Source organism: Sandaracinus amylolyticus (assembly GCF_000737325.1).
Lineage (GTDB): Bacteria > Myxococcota_A > Polyangia > Polyangiales > Sandaracinaceae > Sandaracinus > Sandaracinus amylolyticus.
Map to the genome: position 1 here is coordinate 236,377 of NZ_CP011125.1, position 21,800 is coordinate 258,176.

The 21,800-nt window shown below is 72.6% G+C and carries 21 protein-coding genes; 11 read left to right on the forward strand and 10 right to left on the reverse strand.

The window, feature by feature from the left end; genetic code table 11:
- Positions 1-12: 12 nt before the first annotated feature.
- Both DB32_RS00975 and DB32_RS00980 read right to left on the reverse strand, forming a co-directional pair.
- The gene (locus DB32_RS00975; protein ID WP_053230528.1) at positions 13-780 is read right to left on the reverse strand and encodes a class I SAM-dependent methyltransferase; all 768 of its coding nucleotides are present in this window, start codon (positions 778-780) and stop codon (positions 13-15) included.
- Positions 777-1,679: a hypothetical protein gene (locus tag DB32_RS00980; protein ID WP_157068569.1), complete on the reverse strand. Its 903-nt coding sequence runs from the start codon at positions 1,677-1,679 to the stop codon at positions 777-779. The genes DB32_RS00975 and DB32_RS00980 overlap by 4 nt, the downstream gene beginning before the upstream one ends.
- 86 nt (positions 1,680-1,765) lie before the next feature.
- Between DB32_RS00980 and DB32_RS00985 the strand changes: the two genes are divergently transcribed.
- Genes DB32_RS00985 through iolE form a run of 4 tightly spaced genes read left to right on the forward strand, consistent with a single transcriptional unit; the run spans position 1,766 to position 6,543 of the window.
- Positions 1,766-2,572, forward strand: a complete 807-nt coding sequence (locus DB32_RS00985) for a 5-deoxy-glucuronate isomerase (RefSeq protein ID WP_053230530.1) — start codon at positions 1,766-1,768, stop codon at positions 2,570-2,572.
- The gene (locus tag DB32_RS00990) at positions 2,569-3,666 is read left to right on the forward strand and encodes a transaldolase family protein (protein ID WP_053230531.1); all 1,098 of its coding nucleotides are present in this window, start codon (positions 2,569-2,571) and stop codon (positions 3,664-3,666) included. The genes DB32_RS00985 and DB32_RS00990 overlap by 4 nt, the downstream gene beginning before the upstream one ends.
- 14 nt (positions 3,667-3,680) lie before the next feature.
- Positions 3,681-5,498 carry a 3D-(3,5/4)-trihydroxycyclohexane-1,2-dione acylhydrolase (decyclizing) gene (gene iolD / locus DB32_RS00995; protein WP_053230532.1) on the forward strand — a complete coding sequence of 606 codons (1,818 nt, stop codon included), beginning with the start codon at positions 3,681-3,683 and terminating at the stop codon, positions 5,496-5,498.
- 37 nt (positions 5,499-5,535) lie between these two features.
- Entirely contained in the window at positions 5,536-6,543 is a 1,008-nt protein-coding gene (iolE, locus tag DB32_RS01000; protein ID WP_075097421.1) for a myo-inosose-2 dehydratase, read from the forward strand.
- A 16-nt stretch (positions 6,544-6,559) separates the two neighbouring features.
- Here the strand turns inward: iolE and DB32_RS01005 are convergent, their stop codons facing one another.
- The 3 genes from DB32_RS01005 to DB32_RS01015 form a co-directional block, all read right to left on the reverse strand.
- On the reverse strand, positions 6,560-7,327 hold the full coding sequence (locus tag DB32_RS01005) for a hypothetical protein (protein WP_169791284.1): 768 nt from the start codon (positions 7,325-7,327) through the stop codon (positions 6,560-6,562).
- 153 nt (positions 7,328-7,480) lie between these two features.
- On the reverse strand, positions 7,481-8,521 hold the full coding sequence (locus DB32_RS01010) for a methyltransferase (protein ID WP_053230534.1): 1,041 nt from the start codon (positions 8,519-8,521) through the stop codon (positions 7,481-7,483).
- Positions 8,518-9,417, reverse strand: coding sequence for a sterol desaturase family protein (locus DB32_RS01015; RefSeq protein WP_083458444.1), 900 nt, complete (start codon positions 9,415-9,417; stop codon positions 8,518-8,520). The genes DB32_RS01010 and DB32_RS01015 overlap by 4 nt, the downstream gene beginning before the upstream one ends.
- Positions 9,418-9,487: 70 nt before the next feature.
- On the opposite strand from DB32_RS01015, the gene DB32_RS01020 reads away from it, so the two are divergent.
- Together DB32_RS01020 and DB32_RS01025 are read left to right on the forward strand one after the other, a co-directional pair.
- Complete coding sequence (locus DB32_RS01020) at positions 9,488-10,249, forward strand: helix-turn-helix transcriptional regulator (RefSeq protein WP_053230536.1); 762 nt, start codon at positions 9,488-9,490, stop codon at positions 10,247-10,249.
- An 18-nt stretch (positions 10,250-10,267) separates the two neighbouring features.
- Positions 10,268-10,663, forward strand: coding sequence for a DUF3703 domain-containing protein (locus tag DB32_RS01025; protein WP_083458445.1), 396 nt, complete (start codon positions 10,268-10,270; stop codon positions 10,661-10,663).
- 1 nt (position 10,664) lies between these two features.
- Here the strand turns inward: DB32_RS01025 and DB32_RS01030 are convergent, their stop codons facing one another.
- The 4 genes from DB32_RS01030 to DB32_RS01045 all read right to left on the reverse strand — a co-directional run bounded on the left by DB32_RS01030 (position 10,665) and on the right by DB32_RS01045 (position 14,688).
- The gene (locus tag DB32_RS01030) at positions 10,665-13,031 is read right to left on the reverse strand and encodes a helicase-related protein (protein ID WP_053230538.1); all 2,367 of its coding nucleotides are present in this window, start codon (positions 13,029-13,031) and stop codon (positions 10,665-10,667) included.
- Positions 13,028-13,489 carry a hypothetical protein gene (locus tag DB32_RS01035; RefSeq protein ID WP_053230539.1) on the reverse strand — a complete coding sequence of 154 codons (462 nt, stop codon included), beginning with the start codon at positions 13,487-13,489 and terminating at the stop codon, positions 13,028-13,030. The genes DB32_RS01030 and DB32_RS01035 overlap by 4 nt, the downstream gene beginning before the upstream one ends.
- Before the next feature lie 30 nt (positions 13,490-13,519).
- On the reverse strand, positions 13,520-14,374 hold the full coding sequence (locus DB32_RS01040; protein WP_240481143.1) for a helix-turn-helix domain-containing protein: 855 nt from the start codon (positions 14,372-14,374) through the stop codon (positions 13,520-13,522).
- A gap of 110 nt (positions 14,375-14,484) precedes the next feature.
- Entirely contained in the window at positions 14,485-14,688 is a 204-nt protein-coding gene (locus tag DB32_RS01045; RefSeq protein ID WP_053230541.1) for a hypothetical protein, read from the reverse strand.
- Between the two features lie 115 nt (positions 14,689-14,803).
- Between DB32_RS01045 and DB32_RS01050 the strand changes: the two genes are divergently transcribed.
- The 5 genes from DB32_RS01050 to fghA all read left to right on the forward strand — a co-directional run bounded on the left by DB32_RS01050 (position 14,804) and on the right by fghA (position 21,161).
- Positions 14,804-16,450, forward strand: a complete 1,647-nt coding sequence (locus tag DB32_RS01050; protein WP_053230542.1) for a DUF1592 domain-containing protein — start codon at positions 14,804-14,806, stop codon at positions 16,448-16,450.
- Positions 16,451-16,453: 3 nt separating this feature from the next.
- Positions 16,454-17,884 carry a DUF1552 domain-containing protein gene (locus DB32_RS01055; RefSeq protein ID WP_053230543.1) on the forward strand — a complete coding sequence of 477 codons (1,431 nt, stop codon included), beginning with the start codon at positions 16,454-16,456 and terminating at the stop codon, positions 17,882-17,884.
- Positions 17,881-18,909 (forward strand): vWA domain-containing protein, encoded by a 1,029-nt coding sequence (locus DB32_RS01060; RefSeq protein ID WP_053230544.1) that lies wholly within the window; start codon positions 17,881-17,883, stop codon positions 18,907-18,909. Before DB32_RS01055 ends, DB32_RS01060 begins: the two co-directional genes overlap by 4 nt.
- A 280-nt stretch (positions 18,910-19,189) precedes the next feature.
- On the forward strand, positions 19,190-20,302 hold the full coding sequence (locus DB32_RS01065) for an S-(hydroxymethyl)glutathione dehydrogenase/class III alcohol dehydrogenase (RefSeq protein ID WP_053230545.1): 1,113 nt from the start codon (positions 19,190-19,192) through the stop codon (positions 20,300-20,302).
- 4 nt (positions 20,303-20,306) lie between these two features.
- Complete coding sequence (gene fghA, locus DB32_RS01070) at positions 20,307-21,161, forward strand: S-formylglutathione hydrolase (RefSeq protein ID WP_053230546.1); 855 nt, start codon at positions 20,307-20,309, stop codon at positions 21,159-21,161.
- Here the strand turns inward: fghA and DB32_RS01075 are convergent, their stop codons facing one another.
- Positions 21,162-21,767, reverse strand: coding sequence for a hypothetical protein (locus DB32_RS01075; RefSeq protein WP_157068570.1), 606 nt, complete (start codon positions 21,765-21,767; stop codon positions 21,162-21,164).
- Between the last annotated feature and the right edge of the window lie 33 nt (positions 21,768-21,800).

The window sequence follows — 21,800 nt, forward strand, 5'->3', positions numbered from 1 at the left end:
GCGGATTGTGCGCTATCGCCGCGGGCGCGCGACGAGATATCCGTTCCACGACGCGCGCGCGGGCTCGCGCGCGCTCGTGCGCAGCGCGCCCTTCGCGTCCTCGATCACCAGCGCGACGCGCTCGAAGCCCGCCGCCGCGAGGAGCGCGCGGAGCGTCGCGAGGGGCCACAAACGAAACGAATAGGAGAAGGCATCTTCCATCACCGTTCCGTCGTCGAGCTCGAAGTGGATGCGCGCGTCCAGCACCTCGCGCGCGGCGTCGTACCCGCGGTGCTCCCAGACGTACGTGAAGCCCTCGTGGCGATGACGATGCGTGAGCGGCCGGCGCAGATCGGCGCCGCCGAAGAGCTCGAGCGCGAGCATCCCGTCGTCCTCGAGCGCGCCGCGCGCGGCGTCGAAGTAGCGCGCGAGGTCGTCGGCGGCGTGGAAGATCGCCCACGAGAAGTTCGGCGCGATCACCAGATCGAACGTGCGATCGCTGGGCGCGCGCACGTCCCCGCGCACCAGCGCGAGGCGCTCGCGCTCGTCCTCGTCGAGCACCTCGCGCGCGATGCGCCGCGCCCGCGCCAGCGCGCCGCGATCGAGATCGATCGCGACCGCCTCGCGCTCGTCGTCCGATCCGACCCACGCGATCGCGAGCCGCGCCGTGCCCGCGAAGTCCTCGCGCAGCGTGAGCGCGTCGCGCCCCGCTCGCGCGCGGAAGAGCGCCGAGAGCACGTCGACGTCGCGCTCCGGGCTCTGCACCGCGCGCTCGTAGAGCGCGTGCCGGTCGACGCTCATCCGTCGATGCGCTCGCGCGTCTCCAGCTGCTCGCCGTCGAGCCGCACCGTCGCCGTGCCCGCCTCGGTGGGCACGGAGAGCTCGATGCGCATGCGGAGCTCGGTGCGCTGGCGCTGCGAGGGGCGCTCGAGGTCGAGCGGGAGCGCCGTCTCCACCGCAGCGCGCATGTCGGCACGCTCGACGCGCGCGCCCGGCGGCAGGCCCGGCATCTCGAGCTGCCGCGCCGAGAGCTCGGCGCGCAGCACCAGGCAATCGACGCCGCGCACCTGCGCGCGCTCGACGAGGCGCGTCTGCCCGCCGAGGTGATCGTGGCGCACGACGACGCCGATCGCGGCGAGGCCGCTCGCGGCGAGCGCGGTGTCGATGCCCCACGTCGCGCCGACGTGCTGCGGCTCGCTCGTGCCGAACACCGGATCGTCGCCGGTGCCGTGCGGCTCGGAGATCGTGAGCACCTCGCCCAGCCACTCGATCGTCTGCGGATCGAGCGCGCCTGCGGCCGACGTGATCGCGCCGTCGCCGCTGCGCGTGACGATCAGCTCGCCGGGGATCGCCGGCGTGACGGGGCCCTGGCCGGCGTCGACCACGAAGCGCTGCACCGTGACGGCGAGACGGGTCGGACGACCGCGCGCGTCGACCTCGTGCGCGGTGAAGCGCGCGTCGAGATCGATCGCGAGCGAAGTGCGATCGTCCGCGACGTTCTGCGCGCCGATGCGCGTCGACTCGCGCTGCGAGCTGCGCAGCTCGACGTGCTCGACCCACGACGCGCCGGCCGCGAGCGGACGGTCGAAGCGGATGGGATAAGTCGGCCCCGTCCCTGCGGGCTCGGCGCGCGTGGATGTCGCGGCGCCTCCGCAGGCAGCGAGGAGACAAGCGAAGGTGATCGTGTGCAGACGTCGCATGAGGCGCGCGACGCTCGCACGCGGATCTTCGCCGTGCAACGCAGCGCGCACTTGAGGCGAGGCGTGTCGGGGCGAGATGTCGGTGCGTGGCTCTGCACCTCACCGAGCACCGCGCCGGGCTCTCTCTCGGAACGACCGAGATCGTGAAGGTCGACGACGCGGACGGCACCGGCATCGGGCTCGCCGTCGTCAAGCTCGCGCCGGGCGAGCGGCTCTCCACGGTGACCACGCACGAGACCGCGTGGCTGCTGATGGACGGCGAGGTCGACGTGCACGTCGGTCCACGTCGCGCGCGGTGGTCGCGCCGATCGCTCTGGGACGAAGCGCCGAGCTGCGTGCACGTCGCGGCGGGCGCGGAGGTGACCTTCGAGGCGCAGCGCGCGGTCGAGCTCACGCGCTACGAGACCGCGAGCACGCGCCGCTTCGCGGCGTCGCTCTACGCGCCCGACGACGTGCGCGAGGAGCATCGCGGCTGGGGCCAGGTGCGCGGCGCGTGTCATCGCGTGGTGCGCACGGTCTTCGATCGCGACAACGCCGACGAGGCCGCGGAGCTCGTGCTCGGCGAGGTGATCACGCTGCCGGGGCGGTGGTCGAGCTATCCGCCGCACCACCACGCGCAGCCCGAGATCTACCACTATCGGTTCACGCACCCGCAGGGCTACGGGCACGCCGAGCTCGGCGACGCGGTGGTGAAGGTGCGCGGCTACGACACCGTGAAGATCCCCGCGGGCCACGTGCACGCGCAGGTCGCGGCGCCGGGCTACGGCATGTACTACGCGTGGGTGATCCGGCACTTGCCGGGCGCGCCGTACATCCGTCCGACGTTCGACGCCGAGCACGCGTGGGTGATGGAGCCCGGTGCGCGCACCTGGTGGCCGGAGGGCGTCGAATGAACGCGATCTCGATGCGCTCGTCGCTCTTGCGCCAGATGACGCGCGAGACCCCGACCGAGCTCTGGGTGGACTCGTGCGAGCCACGCGCGCTCGAGCGCGCCATCGCGCGCGGCGCGACCGGCGCGACCACGAACCCGGTGATCGTGATGCAGGCGATCGAGGCCGATCGGCCGCGCTGGGACGAGATCACGCGCGCGCTGGTGCGCGATCATCCGAGCGACGACGAGGAGTCGATCGCGTGGCGGCTCGTCGCGCTCGCGGCGAGCGAGGGCGCGATGCTCTTGTGGCCCACGTTCGAGCGCCACGGCGGGACGCGCGGCCGGCTCTGCGTGCAGGCGAGCCCGCGGGTGTACCGCGATGCGTCGCGCATGATCGGGCAGGCGATGCAGCTCGCGCAGATCGCGCCGAACGTCGCGGTGAAGCTGCCGACGACCGCGGCGGGGCTCGTCGCGATGGAGGAGCTGACCGCGCGCGGCGTGGTGATCAACGCGACGGTCTCGTTCTCGGTGGCGCAAGCGCTCGCCGCCGCATCCGCGGTGGATCGCGGCCTCGCGCGGCTCGATCCGCGGGTCGATCACGAGCTGATCACGCCGTGGATCACGATCATGGCGGGGCGCATCGACGATCACCTGCGCGATCTCGTCACGAAGCGCGGCGCGGGGAAGACGCCCGAGATCGAGCTCGACGTGGACCTCGTGCGGCACGCGTCGACGGCGATCGTGCGCCGCGCGTACCGTCTGTTCCGCGAGCGGGGCCACCGCGCGACGCTGCTCGTGGCCGCGATGCGCAGCCATCACCACTGGTCGGAGTTCATCGGCGGCGAGCTGGTGATCACGATCCCGCCCGAGTGGCAGGACGCGTTCGACGACTCGGGCGTCGAGGTGCGATCGCGGATCGACGACCAAGTCGATCCCGCGATCGTCGAGGAGCTCGCGCGGCAGCTGCCCGACTTCGTGCGCGCGTACGAGCCCGACGGGATGCACCCCGGCGAATTCGAGTCGTTCGGCGCGAGCATCAAGACGCTGCGCCAGTTCCTCGGCGCGCTCGATCGGCTGGTCGCGTACGTGCGCGACGTGATGCTGCCCACGACCTGACGAAGGAGGCGCGCATGCAGACGGTGCGGCTGACGATGGCGCAGGCGCTGGTGCGCTGGCTCGCGGCGCAGCGCGTCGTGATCGCGGGCACGGAGATGCCGATGTTCGCGGGCGTCTTCGCGATCTTCGGGCACGGCAACGTCGCGGGCATCGGCGAGGCGCTCGCGGCGAGCGAGGACGCGCTGCCGACGTTCCGCTCGCACAACGAGCAGTCGATGGCGCACACCGCGATCGCGTTCGCGAAGGCGTCGCGCCGGCGGCGGATGATGGCGTGCACGACGTCGATCGGCCCGGGCGCGACGAACCTCGTGACCGCGGCGGCGACCGCGCACGTCGATCGGCTGCCGCTGCTGCTCCTGCCGGGCGACGTGTTCGCGAGCCGCGCGCCGGATCCGGTGCTGCAGCAGCTCGAGGACGAGCGCGACCCGAGCATCACCGTGAACGACTGCTTGCGCCCGGTGTCGCGCTACTTCGATCGGATCACGCGGCCCGAGCAGCTCCTCGTCGCGCTGCCCGCCGCGCTCGAGGTGCTCACCGATCCCGCGCGCTGTGGCCCCGCGACGCTCTGCCTGCCGCAAGACGTGCAGACGATGGCGCACGACTATCCGGTCGCGTTCTTCGAGCGGCGGGTGCACGCGCCGCGACGCGCGTCGCCCGATCCGAGCGAGCTCGCGCGCGCGATCGAGATCCTCGCGTCGAGCGAGCGCCCGTTGATCGTCGCGGGCGGCGGCGTGCACTACGGCGAGGCGACCGCGGAGCTCGCGGCGTTCGCGTCGCACCACGGCGTGCCGGTCGCGGAGACCCAGGCGGGCAAGGGCGCGCTCGCGTGGAACGATCCCTCGAGCGCCGGCGCGATCGGCGTGACCGGCAGCGCGGCGGCGAACACGCTCGCCGCCGAGGCCGACGTGGTGCTCGCGATCGGCACGCGCCTCTCCGACTTCACGACCGCGTCGCGCACGCTGTTCCCGCGCGCGCGCCTCGTGCACCTGAACGCGAGCGCGTTCGACGCGCGCAAGCACGGCGGGGTGCCGCTGGTCGGCGACGCGAAGCTCGGCCTGGCGCAGCTCGATGGCGCGCTGGGATCGTGGCGCGCTGCGAGCGCGTGGACCGAGCGCGCGCGCTCGCTGATCGACCGCTGGCACGCCGAGGTCGAGCGCGCGCAATCGCCTCGCAGCGGTGGGCTGCCGATCGACGCGCAGGTGATCGCGGTGGTGAACGAGCAGGCGCGCGCCGGCGACGTCGTGGTGTGCGCCGCGGGCGGTCTTCCCGGTGAGCTGCACCGCCTCTGGCGCTCGCGCGCGCCCGGCGACTACCACGTCGAGTACGGGTTCTCGTGCATGGGCTACGAGATCGCGGGCGGGCTCGGCGTGAAGCTGGCGCGCCCCGACGCGCAGGTCGTCGTGATGGTCGGCGACGGCAGCTATCTGATGCTCAACACCGCGATCGCGGAGTCGGTCGCGCTCGATCGCAAGCTCGTGATCGTCGTGCTCGACAACGGTGGCTTCGGGTGCATCCACCGGCTGCAGCGCGCCTGCGGCGGCGCGCCGTTCTCGAACCTGCTCGGCGAGCACGCGCGCGTCGTCGACTTCGTCGCGCACGCATCCTCGCTCGGCGCGCGCGCCGAGAAGGTCGCGGACCTCGACGCGCTGCGCGGCGCGCTCGCGCGTGCGCGCGTCGCATCGCGGACCTACGTGGTCGTCATCGAGACCGATCCCGACGCGAGCTCGGGCATCGGCGGTGCGTGGTGGGACGTCGCGATCCCCGAGGTGTCGGAGCGCGACACCGTGCGCGCCGCGCGGCACGCCTACGAGGACGCACTGCGTCGTCGTTGAGCTCGCGGAGGATCCCATTCGAAGGTGAGGTCCAGCTGTGCGGATCGGCGTCAATCCCCTCATCTGGATCAACGACGACAAACCCGAGCTCGGCGCCGACGTGCCGCTCGAGCGCTGTCTCTCCGAAGCGCGCGCCGTGGGCTACGCGGGCATCGAGCTCGGACATCGGTTCCCACGCACGGTGCGCGAGCTGCGCCCGCTCCTCGCGCGACACCGGCTCTCGCTGATCTCGGGGTGGTACTCGGCGCAGCTCGTCGAGCGCGGCGCGGAGCGCGAGCTCGCGCTGCTCGGGCCGCACCTCGAGCTGCTGCGCGCGATGCGCTGCGACACGCTGGTGCTCGCGGAGACGACCGGCGCCGTGCATCGCGAAGCGCGACCGCTCTCGCAGCGGCCGGTGCTCGACGGCGCCACCTGGCAGATGTTCGTGCGCGAGCTCGAGCGCCTCGCCGAGCGGGTGCGCGCGCAGGGGATCCGCGTCGCGTACCACCCGCACGTCGGCACCGTGGTGCAGACGCCCGAGGAGGTCGATCGGCTGATGCGCGAGACCTCGGAGCACGTCGGTCTGCTGCTCGACACCGGGCACTTCGCGTACGCCGCCGCGAGCGTGCGCGATGGGGACGCGGCGATCCGCACGTGCATCGCGCGCCACGGCGAGCGCGTCGCGCACGTGCATCTGAAGGACGTCCGCGAGGAGGTGCTCGCGCGCGCGATCGAGCGCGACGAGCCCTTCCTCGACGCGGTGTGCGCCGGCGTGTTCACGGTGCCGGGCGACGGCGCGCTCGCGCTCGAGCCGGCGATCGCGGGCCTCGCGCGCCGCCGTTATCGCGGATGGTGGGTGGTCGAGGCGGAGCAGGACCCCGCGATCGCGCACCCGCTCACGTACGCGAAGCTCGGGTTCGCGAACGCGGCGCGCTGGGTCGCGTCGTGGGCGCGGGGCGCGCGGCGGATGCGCGCGCCGATCGTGCGCGCCACCACGCGTCGAGCGCGCGTCGGGGCGCGATCGGGCCGCGCCGGGCACGCTCGCGCGCGTCGCTCGCGCGTGTAGCGCTCTGGTCCGCGAGCTAGCGCATCGCTGCGACCGTGCGGCGGTGCTCGTCGGGATCGTCGATCGAGAAGTACGCCTCGCCGATCGCAAGCACCGGGCTCGCGGGCAGCCGCATGTCGCCGATGCGCGGGCTCTCGTCGAGGCGCGTCGGACGACCGAGGCTGCGTCCCTCGAGCAGCGCGGTGGACTCGACGATCGGGAACATCCGCTTCGGCATCAGGAACGCGCGCTGGCCGTTGGGCACGCGGCCCGAGAGCGTCACGTCGCCGATCCCGAACGCAGCGTCTCCCACGCGCGCGAGCACGCGCTGCACCGCGCCCGAGCGCCACGCGCGCTCGGGGACCCGCGACGCGATCGCGCCGAGCACGCGCGCGCGCAGCGGTGCGCCGACGTCGATCGTCCAGTCGAGGCGCGGCGCGCGCATCGCCACGTGGAGCTCCATCGGGCTGGTCCACTGCAGCACGATGTCCGCGGGCGCGACGTGCTCGGCCGCCGCGCCGTAGTACCGCGGGCACGCGATGTCTGCGCGCGGCGCGTCGTAGTAGATGCGCCAGCCGCCTTCGGGCGTCCGGTGCCACACCGTCACGTACGGCGCGAAGTCGTTGTCCGGGAACACGCGCAGCGCGAGCACGTGCCCGGAGTCGAACGGCAGCGCGTAGACACCGAACCCGCTCACGTGCTCGTAGCCTGCGAGCGGGCTCGGTCCGACGTGCGCGCGCAAGGCCCCGAGCTCCTCCGCGATCCCGTGCTCGGGCGCGCGCGGTGCGCGCGACTCTCGGGTCATGCTCGGCTGCATCTCGGGTCTCCTCCGCGACGTAGCCTGCAAGACGCGTTCGTCGACACGCGGCACCCCGCGATGCGCGCTCGCGAGCACGACGCGGCGGCGCTCTGCCTCGCTCCGCGATCGGCGCGTGGCGCGGGGTCGCGCGTCGACCGCTCAGGCTCGCGCGCGAACGGCTTCGTACGTCTTCCAGAACCCTGCGTCGCCGACGCGTGCGACGCGCAGCTCCGCGCGCTCGAGCAGCGCGACGTACTCGCGGTGCGTGCGCTCTCGGCCACCGGTGTTCACCAGCATGTTCAGGTCGCTGAACGCGGTGATCCACGCGAGCGGCGAGGTCGTGCTCGGCGCGTCGGGCGAGGGCGGCTCGATCAGCACGAGGCGGGTCTGCGCGTCCATCGCCTCGCGGCAGCGCGCGAGGATGCGCAGCGCTCGCTCGTCGTCCCAGTCGTGGATGACGCTCTTGATCACCAGCACGTCGGCGCGCGGCGGTGCTTCGCTGAAGAAGTCACCGGCGACGAACGACGCGCGATCCGCGAGCCCCCGCTCGGCGAACAGCGCGAGCGCGCCTTCGCGTGCGTGCGCGAGGTCGAGCACGCTGCCGCGCAGCGCAGGGTGCGCCTCGAGCAGCGCGGCGAGCAGCGCGCCCGAGCCCCCGCCGACGTCGACGATCGTGCGTGCGCCCGCGAGGTCGATCGCGCGCACGATGTCGGGCGCCGACGTGCGCGTCATCTCGACCATCGCGCGATGGAAGACCGCGGCCGACGCGGGATCCATCCCCATCTCGTCGAAGTGCTCGGAGGCCGAGACGCCCTCGTCGTCGATGCGCGCCGCCATGCGCCCGGTGCGCACGCAGTCGACGAGGCGCCCCCAGCGCTCCCACACCTCGCGCCCGCCCATCAGGCGCGACCACGCGCGACGCGACGAGGGCGAGTCGGTCTCGAGGCAGCGCCCGATCTCGGTGAGCGCAAACCGATCGCCCTGCAGCTCGAGCACGCCGAGCACGGCGAGCGCGCGGAGCAGGCGCTCGGTCGCGTCGCGATCGGCGCCGATGCGCGCCGCGAGCTCCCGGGCGCGCTGCGGTCCCGCGGAGAGCGTGTCCGCGATGCCGAGCTCGGCCGCGGCGTGGATCGCCTGGGGCACCCAGAGCGCGAGGATCATCTGCGAGAGGCGCAAGTGCGCCGGCATGGTGTCGTTCATCTCGTCTCGCTCCTGTTCGGAAGGTCGACGTGTTCATGCCGAGCGGCGCGGGACGGGTCTTGGAAAGAATCGACACGGAAGGGCCAGCGCAGCTGTCCGACGAAGTCGCGCGGCACGTGCTCTTCGAGCCCCACGTCGAGCGGCGCATCGCCCTGCTTCGGGAGCGCGGTGCCGAAGAGGTGATCCCAGAGCGCGAAGACGGCGGCGTAGTTGCCCTGAACGTCCTCGTAGCGGCGCTGGTGGTGCCAGCGATGCACCTCCGCGACGGCGAAGACGTGTCGCAGCGGTCCGAGCCGGTACTCCACGTTCGCGTGCTGGAAGAAGAGGTGCAGCGTGACGACCGCGATCGCGGCCGCGATGATCGACACCGGCGCGCCGAGCGCGAAGAGCAGGAGCAGCCCGGGCGCGCCCTCGAGCAGCTCGTGCACCACGTGCCGGCGCTGGCCGTTGACCCAGTAGATCCGCTCGGCGCTGTGGTGGATCGCGTGCAGCCGCCACAGCGCCGGCACGACGTGGCTCGCGCGATGGATCGCGTAGAGCCCGAGATCGACGACGAGCGTGGCGATCACCACCTGCAGCGCGAGCGGCCACGCGCCGGGCCACGCGCTCGGGAGCATCGCGCGCACGGGGGCCAGCGCGGCGAGGAGCGCGAGCGAGCCCTGGCTGACGGCGACGTTCGCGACGAAGTGCGCGACGTCGGTGCGGCGATCGCCGCGATCGCGGAGCCACTCGCGCGCGTGCGGCTGCAGACGCTCGAGCGCCGCGACCGCGAGCGCGACGCCGATCAGGAGCGGCGGGCCGATCCACGGGTACGGGACACCGGCGCTCATCGCGACGACCAGCGTCACGACGCTTCCACCCCAGAGCAGCGGATAGATCGAGTAGGCGAGCAGCATCACCCGACGATGTCGATCGCGAGCGCGCGCGGCTTGAACGAATCGGCGTTCGAGTACGATCGCGACGACGATGCGACCTCGGCTGATCCTCGACCTCGGCTCGGTGCTCATCCTCGGGCCCGGCTTCGAGGCGGACACGCACGCGCACCACGCGGTGCAGCTCGTCCTGTCGTTCGATGGTGAGGTCGTCGTCGAGATCGCGGGGCGCGAGCACGTCGCGCGCGCGGCCCTCGTGCCGTCCGAGGTGCCGCATCGCTTCTCGGCGAGCGGCCGTCGCATCGCGCTCCTCCTCGTCGATCGCGAGGCGCAGCACGGCGCGCAGCTCGATCGTGTGGCGCGGCAGTGGCTCGGGCGTGACGTCGCGTCGGAGCTCGTGATCGACGAGCCGCGCAGCGACGCGACGCCGAGCGAGCTCGTCGACTGGACGCGCGCGCTGATCGCGCCGCTGCTCGATCGCGCGCCCGTCGCGGACGCGCTCTCCGACGTGGTGCGCGCGTCGCTCGACTACGTGGCGCGCGAGCTCGTCGGTCGCCCTCGGCTCGAGGGCGCGGCGCGCGCCGCCGGCGTGTCGCCGTCGCACCTCACGCACACGTTCAGCGCGGAGATGGGCATCCCGTTCCGTCGCTTCGTGCTCTGGGCGCGCGCCAAGCGCGCGGTCGACGAGGTGCGCCGCGGCGCGAGCCTCACCGAAGCGGCGATCGCGGCGGGTTTCAGCGACTCGGCGCACCTCTCGCGCACGTTCCGCCGGATGTTCGGCCTGCCGCCTTCGTTCTTGCTGCAGGCCGCGGAGATCTCGGACGTCGCCGCATCGTTCAAGCGAGCGCCGCGCTGACCGCGCACGATGCTCGCGATGCCGAGCACCCGCGCGCTCTCTCCTCACGTCGACGCGCTCCTCGCGCGCAGCCGCGCGCACGCTGCCGAGCGCGACTGGCCCCGCGCGTGGTCCGCGCTCGAGCTCGCCCACGTCCTCTCCCAGCCCTCCGCGCGACTGCACACGAAGGTGCACGTCCGCATGCTGGTGCTCGGCGCGCGCGTCCGCGATCTGCGCGAAATCGCTGGACAAATCGTGCGCGTCGCGGGCGCGGGCCTCGGCTCGGCGCTCGGTCGGTTCCCCGCGGGCAACAGCGGCCGAGCACGGGTGTCGATCACCGCGCCGATGCCGGTGCCCGCCGAGGCGCAGCGCATCTTCGCGTCGCTCGGGATCGACATCGAGGGCGTGACGATCGCCGGTCGCGCGCGGCGCTGAGTCAGCGCCCCTTCTCGCGCAGCACCGCGACGCCCCGCGGCCCCGCGACGCACACGCGGAGCCCTTCGAAGCGCGGCAGGTACGCGAGCGGCGGCGGCTCGCGGCGGCTGCCCTTCACCATCTGCAGCAGCACCTGCCCGCGCTCGAGATCGTACTCGGCGCGGTACACCGCGTCGCCGACGCTCACCGTCGCGGGCAGCTCGCGATCGAGCATCACGCGCGCCTCGTAGTCGAGCTCGGGCGCGAGGAAGTCCTCCGCGGAGAGCAGCGCGAGATCCTCGCCGCTCTCGACGCCGAGCGCGTCGATGCGCGCGCGCAGCCACGCGTCGATCGAGCCCACCGGCGTCGCGCTGGGCACGCCCGCGGGATGGCCACGCGCCGCGAGCTGCGCCGCGAGCGCGAGCCGCGCGAGCCGCTCCCGCGACGTCGCCACCGCCTCGCGGAACAGGCTCCCGCGCAGGAGCAACGTCGCGATCGCGTCGCGCGCGAGCGCGCCCTGCGGCACGTCCTCGCGCGTCGCGATGACCTTGCCCGCGTAGATCCGCTCGATCACCGCGATCACGCGGGCGCCTTCGATGCGCACCTCGCCGGTGCGCTCGGTGCCGAGCCCGGCGCGCGCGATCGCGGCGAGCGGGATCGCCATGCCGCACGTGACCAGCACGCGCGCGTCGCGGCCCGCGCCGAGGGCGCGCGTCCCGAGCACCACGAGCGCCTCGACGCTCTTCAGGTGCCGCACCGCGCTCTCGCGTGAGAGCTCGAGCTCGGTGCCGCCGTTGCCGAAGAAGAGATCGCGGCCGCGCGCGCGCGCCACGTGGGCCGATCGTGCGTCGGCGGCGAGGGCCGCGCGCACCAGCGCGTCGCGATCGATCGCGCGATCGGAGCTCGGTGCCGCGTCGGAGAGCGCGAGCGCACGGCGGATCCGGGCGCGTGCCTGCCGCGCTTCGTGCACGACGAAGGGCGATGCACCGACGTCGTCGGCGCGCTCGGCGCGCAGCGCGCGGACGAACGCGATCGCGTCACATCCATCGGCGCGCGGATCGTCGACGTCGGCGCGCTCGCCTGCCGCGCTCGTGAAGAGCGGACGCCCGACCGAGAGCACCGCGACGAGATCGATCGCGTCGTCGAGACAGCCGTGATCGCGCGCCGCGACCAGCAACCGTGCGTGCGGCGGATCGAGCGGCAGCGCGTGCAGCCCGCGCCCCGCCTCGCTCAGCGACGACTCGCCGTCGAGCGCGCCCCACGCCTCGAGATCGCGGCGCGCGGCATCGAGCGCGTGCGGCTTGGGCGCGTCGAGCAGCGGCAGATCTTCGGGCCGCGTGCCCCACGCGGCGGCGCCCATCACCAGCGGCACCAGCGACTCGCGGTGGATCTCGGGCAGCGTCGTCGGCGCGAGCCGCGCCGCCGGGCTCCACAGTCGATGGCAGACGCCCGCCGCGGTGCGACCGGCGCGCCCTGCGCGCTGCGCGGCGCTGTCCTCCGCGATCGGCACGAGCGCGAGATAGCCGCGCCCTTCGTGATAGCGCGTCTGCCGCACGAGCCCGCTGTCGATCACCACGCCGACGCCCGGGATCGTCAGCGACGTCTCGGCGACGTTGGTCGCGAGGATCACCTTGCGCTTCGGCGTGCGCTCGAACGCGAGCCGCTGCTCGTCGAGCGAGAGCCCGCCGTGCAGCGGGACGATCGAGAGCTCTCGATTCGCCGCGAGCGCGCGCGCGCACGCGTCGATCTCCGCCTTGCCGGGCAGGAACACCAGCACGTCTCCGGGATCGCGCGCCGCGACGTCGATCGCGTGGCGAACCCGCGCCGGGAGCTCGGTCGCGTCGGGCAGCACCGAGGGCCCGGGCAGATATCGGACGTCGACCGGGAACGCGCGCCCCTCCGCCGCGACGTGCGCGCCGCCCACGCGCGCGGCCACGCGCTCCGCGTCGAGCGTCGCCGACATCACGACGAGCGATCGATCGGCGCGCGCCCCGCGGAGCACGAGCGCGAGGAGCAGATCCACCTCGAGGCTGCGCTCGTGCATCTCGTCGATCACGAGGGTGCGCGCGCGCTCGACCATCGCGCGATCACGGAGCGCGATGCCCGGCGTCGCGAACACGATGCGCGTCGCGTCGTGCGCCGCGCGGTCGTCGCGCACGACGTAGCCGACGGAGTCACCGAGCCGCGTGCCCTCGAGCTGCGCCACGCGCGCGGCGAGGCTGCGGCACGCGACGCGCCGCGGCTCGATCACGAGCACCGGGCCCTCGCACCAGCGCGGCACCTCGGTCGACTTGCCGGATCCGGTGGGCGCCGAGAGCACGACGGGACCGCGCGCGATCGCCCTCTCGAACGCGGCGCGCGCTGCGTGGATCGGCAGCGCGTCGCTCATCGGAGCGCCCGCGCGAGCGCGTCCGGCGAGCGCGACGAGAGGCGCACGACGATCTTCTCGATCCCGCGCCAGCCATGCGCTCGGATCGCGACGCGTCCCTTCTCGACGCCGACGCTCGTCACTGCGAGCACGATGCCGGGCACATCCTTCCCGCGCGGGTCCGCGTCACGCACCAGGCGATACACCGGCCGCGGCACGATCCCGAAGAGCGGCCGCGCGAAGAGGAACGCGTCGCGCTTGCCGATCACCACGTCGACCGTCTGCCATCCGAGCGCGAGCGACCACCACGCGAGCGACGTGTAGCGCAGCCGCACGCGATCCTCGCGATACACGATCGTCTGCTGCCCGACGCGCACCCGCGCGCGCACCGCGTCGCGCACGTTGCGCACCAGCGCGACGATCTGCGGGCCGAGCAGGAACGCGATCACCGCGATCGTGAAGAGGACCTTGAGCGTCAACGGAGCTGTCTCTCTCGGGCCGGGACCCTGTCACGTCGAGACGAGCGCCGCGAGGTCGACGATCTCTCCGCGCGCTTCGGTCGGCGTGAGCCCGGTGAACTGCTTCACGTCGCGCACCAGGTGGGACTGGTCGTAGAAGCCGAGATCCTGCGCGAGCGCCGGCCAGCGCACGTCGCCGCCCGCCTTGATCCGCTTCACCAGTCGATCGAAGCGCACGATGCGCGCGAAGAGCTTGGGCGGGATCCCGACGTGATCGCGGAACGTGCGGATCACGTGCTCGTGGCTGTAGCCGAGCTCGCGCGCGAGCGCGCGCACGTCGACCGCGCCGCCACGCTCCTCGATGCGCCGCAGCGCCCACGCGGTGGTGCGCAGATCGATCGACGACGACTCGATGCGCGCCGCCAGCAGCGCCTCGACGGCGTCGAGCCGCGCGTCCCAGGTCTTCAGCTCGGCCAGTCGCTCGCACAGGCTCGCGTGCTCGCGCGGGAGCAGATCGCGGAGCGACACCGCGCGCGAGGTGAGCTCGGACATCGGACGTCCGAAGAGCTTTCGCGCGCCGAGCGGCGTCAGATCCACCTGGATCCCGCGCTGGTGCCCGTCGTGATCGCAGAGCGTGTGCGCGTCGTGGAGGCCGGCGGCGAAGCCTCCGGCGAACCGATCGCCGCCCCCGGGACGCGAGATCACGCGGATCGGCGCCCCGAGCTCGAAGATGAGCACCACACGCGGCCCGGGCAGCTCGCGCCGTCGCAGCGGCGACGCGGTGCGCTCGTCGTAGCCCATCAGCGAGCCCGTGTACGGCGCGATGCGCGGCGAGGGCGCGCGCACCGCGAGCTCCCAGCGGCTCCCGCCGAGCTCTCCTCGCACGACCTGCGCGATGCGACGCATCGCGTCCATTGTCAGCGCGAGCGGGCCGAGAGTCCAAGCTGCACGAGCGCGGTGCGGACGCTGATGCAGAGCGTAGCGTCGATCCACGCGTGGTGCGTCGTGCCGCGGCGTCACTTCGCCGTGCGCGTCGGCTGTCGCACCGGCGTGCCGCATCCGCTCGGACCACATCCGTAGGTGCCGTGCGCGGCGCGTGAGCACTCGAGGTCCCACGCGCTGCAGGTGTCGCCCGCCGAGTCCGCGAGATACCGCCGCGGCTCCCATGCGCCCGCACAGCCCGTGAGCACGATCCCGAGCGCGATCACCACGCGACGCATGATGTCCTCCTCGCGTCCGACGTAGCGCGAACCGCGCCAACGTTTCGACGCAGCGTGCGTAACTGCCGCGCGCCGTGGCGCCTCGCACGCTGCTCGGGAGCACGAGGAGGGTCCCATGCGAGCCGCGCTCTCTGCGCTCGTCGCCACGCTGGCGATCGGGTGCACCGGGTTCGTCGAGAACGGTCCGAGCGGTCCGCTCGGCGGTCCACGCACGACGCCGAGCACGCCGACCGAGCCGCTGACGACACCGCGCGAGCTCGGACCGGTCGCGCTCCGGCGCCTCACCCGCGACGAGCTGGGACACGTCGTCCGCGACCTCACCGGCGTCGACGTGCGCGTCGAGCTCGAGCTGCTGCCCGAAGATCCCGAGACCCCGTTCGACAACGACGCGTCGCTGCAGATCGCGTCGGGCCCGCTGGTCCTCGGCATCGAGCGCATCGCGGAGACCGTCGCGGCGCGCGTGCTCGGCGACGCGGCCCTGCGCGCGCGCGTCGTCGGCTGCGAGCCCACCGCGATCGACGACGCGTGCATGCGCACCTTCGTCGCGCGGTTCGGGCGCCGCGCGCTGCGCCGTCCGCTCGCGGACGACGAGGTCGATGGATTCGTCGCGCTGCCGCGCGCGGCGGGCGCCGAGGACGTCGAGCAGGCGATCTCGATCGTGCTGCGCGCGCTGCTGCAGGACCCCGAGCTCGTGTATCGCGTGGAGATCGGCGAGGAGGTCTCGCCCGGCGTCGTTCGTTTGAGCTCGAACGAATTGGCGTCGCGCCTCTCGTTCCTGCTCTGGGGAACGACACCGGACGACGACCTGCTCGATCGTGTCGATCGCGGCGAGCTCGATCGTCCCGAGGGCGTGCGCGCGGTCGCCGAGGACATGCTGCGCGATCCTCGCGCCGCCGAGCAGCTCGCGCGCTTCCACGCGATGTGGCTCGGGTACCGGCGCCTGCCGCATCCCGCCGCGCTCGCGTCGTCGCTCTCGCGCGAGACCGGGGCGCTGCTGGCGCGCGTGGTGCTCGACGAGCGACGCCCCTGGCTCGACGTGTTCACGTCGGACGAGACGTACGTCGATCGCGCGCTCGCCGAGCACTACGAGATCGATCCGCCTGACGGCGAGGGACCCGCGTGGGTGCGGTACCCGGACGGCTCGGAGCGCGCGGGCATCCTCTCGCACGGCACCTTTCTCTCCGCGGCGTCGAAGTGGGGCGACACCAGCCCCACCCAGCGCGGCGTGCTGGTGCAGGAGCGCCTCTTCTGCACGCACATCCCGCCGCCGTCGCCCGAGCTCCTGCGCATGGCGGGCGCGAGCGTCGACGAGCCGCCGCCCGATCGCGGCAGCCCGTGCAAGACCGATCGCTATGCGGCGCACGCGAGCGGCGCGTGCGCGCACTGTCACGAGCAGGTCGATCCGATCGGGTTCGGGCTCGAGCGCTACGACGTCGCGGGTCGGTTCCGCGAGCACGACGAGGGCCTCGCCGAGTGCACCCTCGACGGGCGCGGCGAGCTCGTCGGGGAGGGCGAATTCTCGGGCCCCGGCGAGCTCGGCGCGCTGGTGGCGTCGAGCGATCGCGCGCAGCGCTGCGCGGTCGAGCAGGTGCTTCGATTCGCGCTCGGCGAGGCGCACCCCGAGCTCGGCGCACGGACGCTCGACGGGCTCGTCTCGCGCTTCGATCGCGAGGGCGGTCACCTGCACGCGCTCTTGATCGATCTCGTGGCGAGCGACGCGTTCCGCCACCGGATGGTTCCCGCTGACGACGAGGAGGGCTGAGCCATGACGAAGAGGCCGTTGCTCTCGCGCCGCACCGCGCTGATCGGGTCCTTCGGCACCACGATCGCGCTGCCGTTCCTCGAAGCGATGGCGCCGGCACGCGCGCGCGCCCAGACGACGTCGCCCTCGCGCTACGTCGTGTGCTTCGCGGGCACGTCGCTCGGCACCAGCCGCAACATGTTCGTCCCGGGCGCGACCGGCGCCGACTATCCGCTCACGATGGCGCTCGCGCCGATCGGCGCGCACGGCGTGCAGAGCGACGTCGGCGTGGTCACCGGGCTGCGCATCCCGTGGCAGACCGGCAGCGAGGTGCCGCCCGGCGGACGCCCGGTCGAGTTCCACTCGAGCACGGTCGGGCCGCTGCTCTCGGGCATGCGCGCGAACGGACGCGACGCCGGTGCGCGCGGTCCGACCTCCGATCAGATCGTCGCGCAGGCGATCGGCGGCGAGACGCGCTTCCGCTCGCTCGAGCTGCGCGTCCAGGCGAGCACCTATCGCGGCGGTGACTCGAACAAGTCGCGCATGTCGTATCGACGAGACGGCTCGGGGCGCATCGTCGCGGTGCCGCCGGTGATCTCGCCGCGGCTGGCGTTCGACACGCTGTTCAGCGGCGGCGCGCCCACGAGCGACGAGGACGCGGCCGCGCGCGCGCTGCGCCTCCAGCAGCGACGCAGCGTGCTCGACTCGGTGGGCGACCGCATCTCGCGGCTCATGGGACGGGTGGGCGCAGCCGATCGTCGCCGCCTCGAGCGTCACTTCGACGAGCTGCGCGCGATCGAGCGCGCGATCGACGAGATCCCCACCACCGGCGCGTGCGAGGTCCCGGCCGATCCCGGCCGCGACGCGCCGATCGACGTGACCACCGAGGAGGGCGGCTCGCGCGAGATCGGCTACGCGCACGAGAAGGAGCGCGCGCGCGTGATGTGCGATCTCGTGAGGATGGCGCTCGCGTGCGATCTGACGCGCTCGGTCAGCCTGATGATCACGTGCGCGCAGTCGTTCATGAACGTGGTCGCGCTGCCGGGGCTCGAGGGCCGCAACATCGACGTGCACGAGCTCGGGCACGGCGCGGGATCGATCGAGGAGATGTCGCGCGCCATCGCGTGGCACGTCGACTCGTTCTCGTATCTCACCAAGACGCTGCGCGACACGCCCGACGAGGACGCGTCGTTGCTCGATCGCACCGCGCTCGTGCTGCTCTTCGAGGGCGGGCACGGGCACGATCCCGAGAGCGGCGAGGCGGGCAAGTCGCACTCGTCGGAGAACATGGCGGCGCTGTTCGCGGGGCGCGTCGGTGGGCTGCGCCCGGGGCGTCACATCGCGGCGGCGGGCGCTCACCCTGCGCGCGTCGCGGTCGCGGCGATGAACGCGGTCGGCGTCGACGGTGGGCTCGGCGAGGTGAGCTCGAGCCTCGACGCGATGTTCGAGGCGTGACCCGCGCCTGTGTCGATCCGCACGGAAAGCTCGGATTCCTCGTCTACGCTCGCTGCATGAAGCCGGGGCACTTCTTCCTTCTGGTCCTCTCGCTCGCAGCCTGCACGGAGCGCGGCGGTGACTCGTTCCGTCCTCCCGTCGGCGACGCAGGCTCGTTCGACGCCGGGCAGACCGTCACACCGCACGACGCGGGCGGGTACCCCGACGTGCAGCGCATCGACGCGGGCGTGTGCACCGACAGCGTCGACGTCGTGTTCGTGATCGACGTCTCGAGCTCGATGAACTTCGTGCTCGAGCAGCTCGAGGACGACGTCGGCATGGTGGTCGACGCCGCGACCGAGCTCGCGCCCGACCCGCACTTCGGCTTCATCGGCTACGTCGACAACCACGCGTTCGCGACGAACGGCGCGCTCGAGGGCGGCCGCGTGCACACGCAGGCGTCGACGCTGCAGAGCGCGTTCCGCCAGTTCCTCACGACGTACACGAACCCGAACCGCAACCCCGGCGACGGCCCGGGCGGACCGACGACGCAGAACCCGATCTGCGAGGAGAACGCGCTCGACGCGCTCCACGCGGCCGCGGCCGAGTTCCCGTGGAGGCCCAACGCGACGCGCGTGATCATCATCGCGACCGACGACACGTTCATCGAGCCGACCGACAACTACGGCGATCGCGATCACGACGGCGACTGGACGAGCACCGACTACCCGCGCGAGGGGAACTATCCCGCGCTGCACTCGATGGCACAGACGATCGCGGCGGTGCGCGCGGCGCGAGCGCGCGTGTTCTCGTTCACGCGCCTGTCGCCGCCGGGATTCCTGAGCCGGTGTGGCACCGACCGCCGGCTCGAGTGGTCGCAGATCACGAACGGATGGAGCGCTCCGTACAACGGCGCTGCGCCGATCCCCGACTCGACGGATGGGCGCAACTTCGATCTCGCGATGGTGCAGTCCGGCTCGCTGAGCCTCGCGGCGACGATCAGCGACGTGGTCGTCGAGTCGTATTGTCAGCCGCCGCTCTTCTGACGAGGAATTGGGGCGAATTTCCAAGGAGAGCAGGAGGGTTAGGAAGACCACGGAACTAGGCGAAAACGTGGTCACATGCGCGCTCTGGGGGTCCATTCGATGGCAAGAGTGGAATTCGGCTCCTGCAACTCCTGCTCTCCTCAGCGGCACGAACTCCTGCTCTCCTCCGCGAAGCGCTCCTGCTCTTCTCAGCGACTCCTTTCCTCGGCTCGCTCCTCGGCGGGGCCTTCCTCGATCGGAGCGGTGTCCATCGTCGCGCGGCTTCGGTAGGCTGCGCCGCATGAAGACACGTGCTGCGGTCGCGTACGAGGCGGGCAAGCCTCTCGTCGTCGAAGAAGTCGATCTCGAAGGCCCCAAGGCCGGCGAGGTGCTCGTCGAGCTCAAGGCCACCGGCGTCTGCCACACCGACGAATTCACGCGCTCGGGCGCCGACCCCGAGGGCATCTTCCCGGTCATCTTCGGGCACGAGGGCGCGGGCATCGTGCGCGAGGTCGGGCCCGGCGTGACCAGCGTCGCGCCCGGCGATCACGTCGTGCTGCTCTACACACCCGAGTGTCGGCAGTGCAAGTCGTGCCTCAGCCGCAAGACGAACCTCTGCACCGCGATCCGCGCGACCCAGGGCAAGGGCCTGATGCCCGACGGCACCAGCCGCTTCTCGAAGAACGGCAAGCCCATCTACCACTACATGGGCTGCTCGACGTTCTCGCAGTACACGGTGCTGCCCGACATCGCCGTCGCGAAGGTCCGGAACGACGCGCCGTTCGACACCATCTGCTACGTCGGCTGCGGCGTCACGACCGGCATCGGCGCGGTGCTCTTCACCGCGAAGGTCGAGCCCGGCGCGAACGTGGTCGTCTTCGGGCTCGGCGGCATCGGTCTCAACGTGATCCAGGGCGCGAGGATGGTCGGCGCCGACAAGATCGTCGGTGTCGACATCAACCCGGCGCGCGAGGCGCTCGGTCGCTCGCTCGGCATGACTCACTTCGTCAATCCGAAGGACGTGAAGGGCGATCTCGTCGCGCACCTCGTCGAGCTCACGGGCGGCGGCGCGGACTACAGCTTCGAGTGCGTCGGCAACGTGCAGCTGATGCGACAGGCGCTCGAGTGCTGCCATCGCGGCTGGGGCGTGAGCGTGATCATCGGCGTCGCGGGCGCGGGGCAGGAGATCTCGACGCGTCCGTTCCAGCTCGTCACGGGCCGCGTGTGGAAGGGCAGCGCGTTCGGCGGCGCGCGCGGGCGCACCGACGTCCCGAAGATCGTCGACTGGTACATGGACCGGAAGATCGTGATCGATCCGCTGATCACGCATCGCCTGCCGCTCGAGCGCATCAACGAGGCGTTCGACCTGATGCACGCGGGCACGTCGATCCGCACCGTCATCGAGTACTCGTGATCGTATGAGCGAAAGCGATCTCGTGGTCCGCTCCGAGCACGCGTGCTTCGGCGGACGGCAGGGCTTCTACGAGCACCCGAGCGCCGCGTGCGCGTCGCCGATGCGGTTCTCGGTGTACCTGCCGCCCGCGGCGCTACGCGGCGAGCGCGTGCCCGCGCTCTACTACCTCGCCGGGCTCACCTGCAACGAAGAGCACCTGCCCACGAAGGGCCAGGCGCACGCGGTCGCGGCGGAGCTCGGCCTCGCGCTCGTCGCGTGCGACACGAGCCCGCGCGCGACGCGTTATCCCGGCGATGACGCGGCGTGGGACTTCGGCATCGCGGCGGGGTTCTACCTCGACGCGACGCAGCCGCCGTGGTCCGCGAGCTATCGCATGGAGACGCACGTCGTCTCCGAGCTGCCCTCGTGGGTCGAGCGTCACTTCCCGGTGCGCAGCGACGCGCGCGGCATCTTCGGGCACTCGATGGGCGGGCACGGCGCGCTCACGCTCGCGCTGCGTCATCCCGATCGATATCGCAGCGTGTCGGCGCTCGCGCCGATCGTCGCGCCCAGCGAGGTGCCGTGGGGCGTGAAGGCGTTCACCCACTACCTCGGCGCGGATCGCGCGACGTGGCGCGAGCACGACGCGACCGAGCTGGTGAAGAGCACGCAGCTCGCGAGCGAGATCCTCGTGGACCAGGGCATGGCCGACAAATTCCTCGAGCGCGAGCTCCAGCCCGAGCGCTTCGAGGCGGCGTGCGCGGCGGCGGGCCAGAGGCTGCGCCTGCGACGTCACGACGGCTACGACCACAGCTACTACTTCATCGCGACGTTCATGGCGGATCACCTCCGCCATCACGCTGCGATCCTCGGTGCGTGATCATCGCGCCGCGGGGCGTCCGTCGGCCGCGAAGCGTCGTGCGCGCGCGTCGATGATCGCGATCTGCGATCCATCGAAGAATTGCGCGCCGATGCCGCGGCCGACGTAGGGCCACATCACGTTGCCCGGCGTCGAGGAGTGCCCGTTGCCGAAGTAGTGCCCGAGCTCGTGCGCGAGCGTCTCTTCGCCGGCGTGCTCGGTGATCAGCACGAAGGGATCGATCCGCCCGACGCGCGGCACGCAGAAGCCCACCGTGCCGTCGCCTTCGCGGATGCGGAGGTCGCGCACCACGATCACGTCGATGCGTGTCGCGTCGACGATCTCCGCGAGCTGCACGACGTCGAGCGCGCTGCGCACGATCGCGCGCGACGGCTGGAGCACGACGCGCGCGTCGACGGCGAACTGCACGCGCGCCGGCGCGAAGAGCGCGTTCGCGATCGCGACGCGCGCATCGACGAACGCATCGTCGACGCTCGACGGAGGCACGTGGACGCGCAGCGCGAACGTGCGCGGTGGCGGCGCGGCGTGCAGCGCGCGCGGCATCGCTGCGCTGCCCACGAGCGCGATCATCGACACGAGCTCCGCGATCCAGCGCCGTCGAACCACTGCGGCCTCCTCGCGAGTCCCCATCGCCATCGC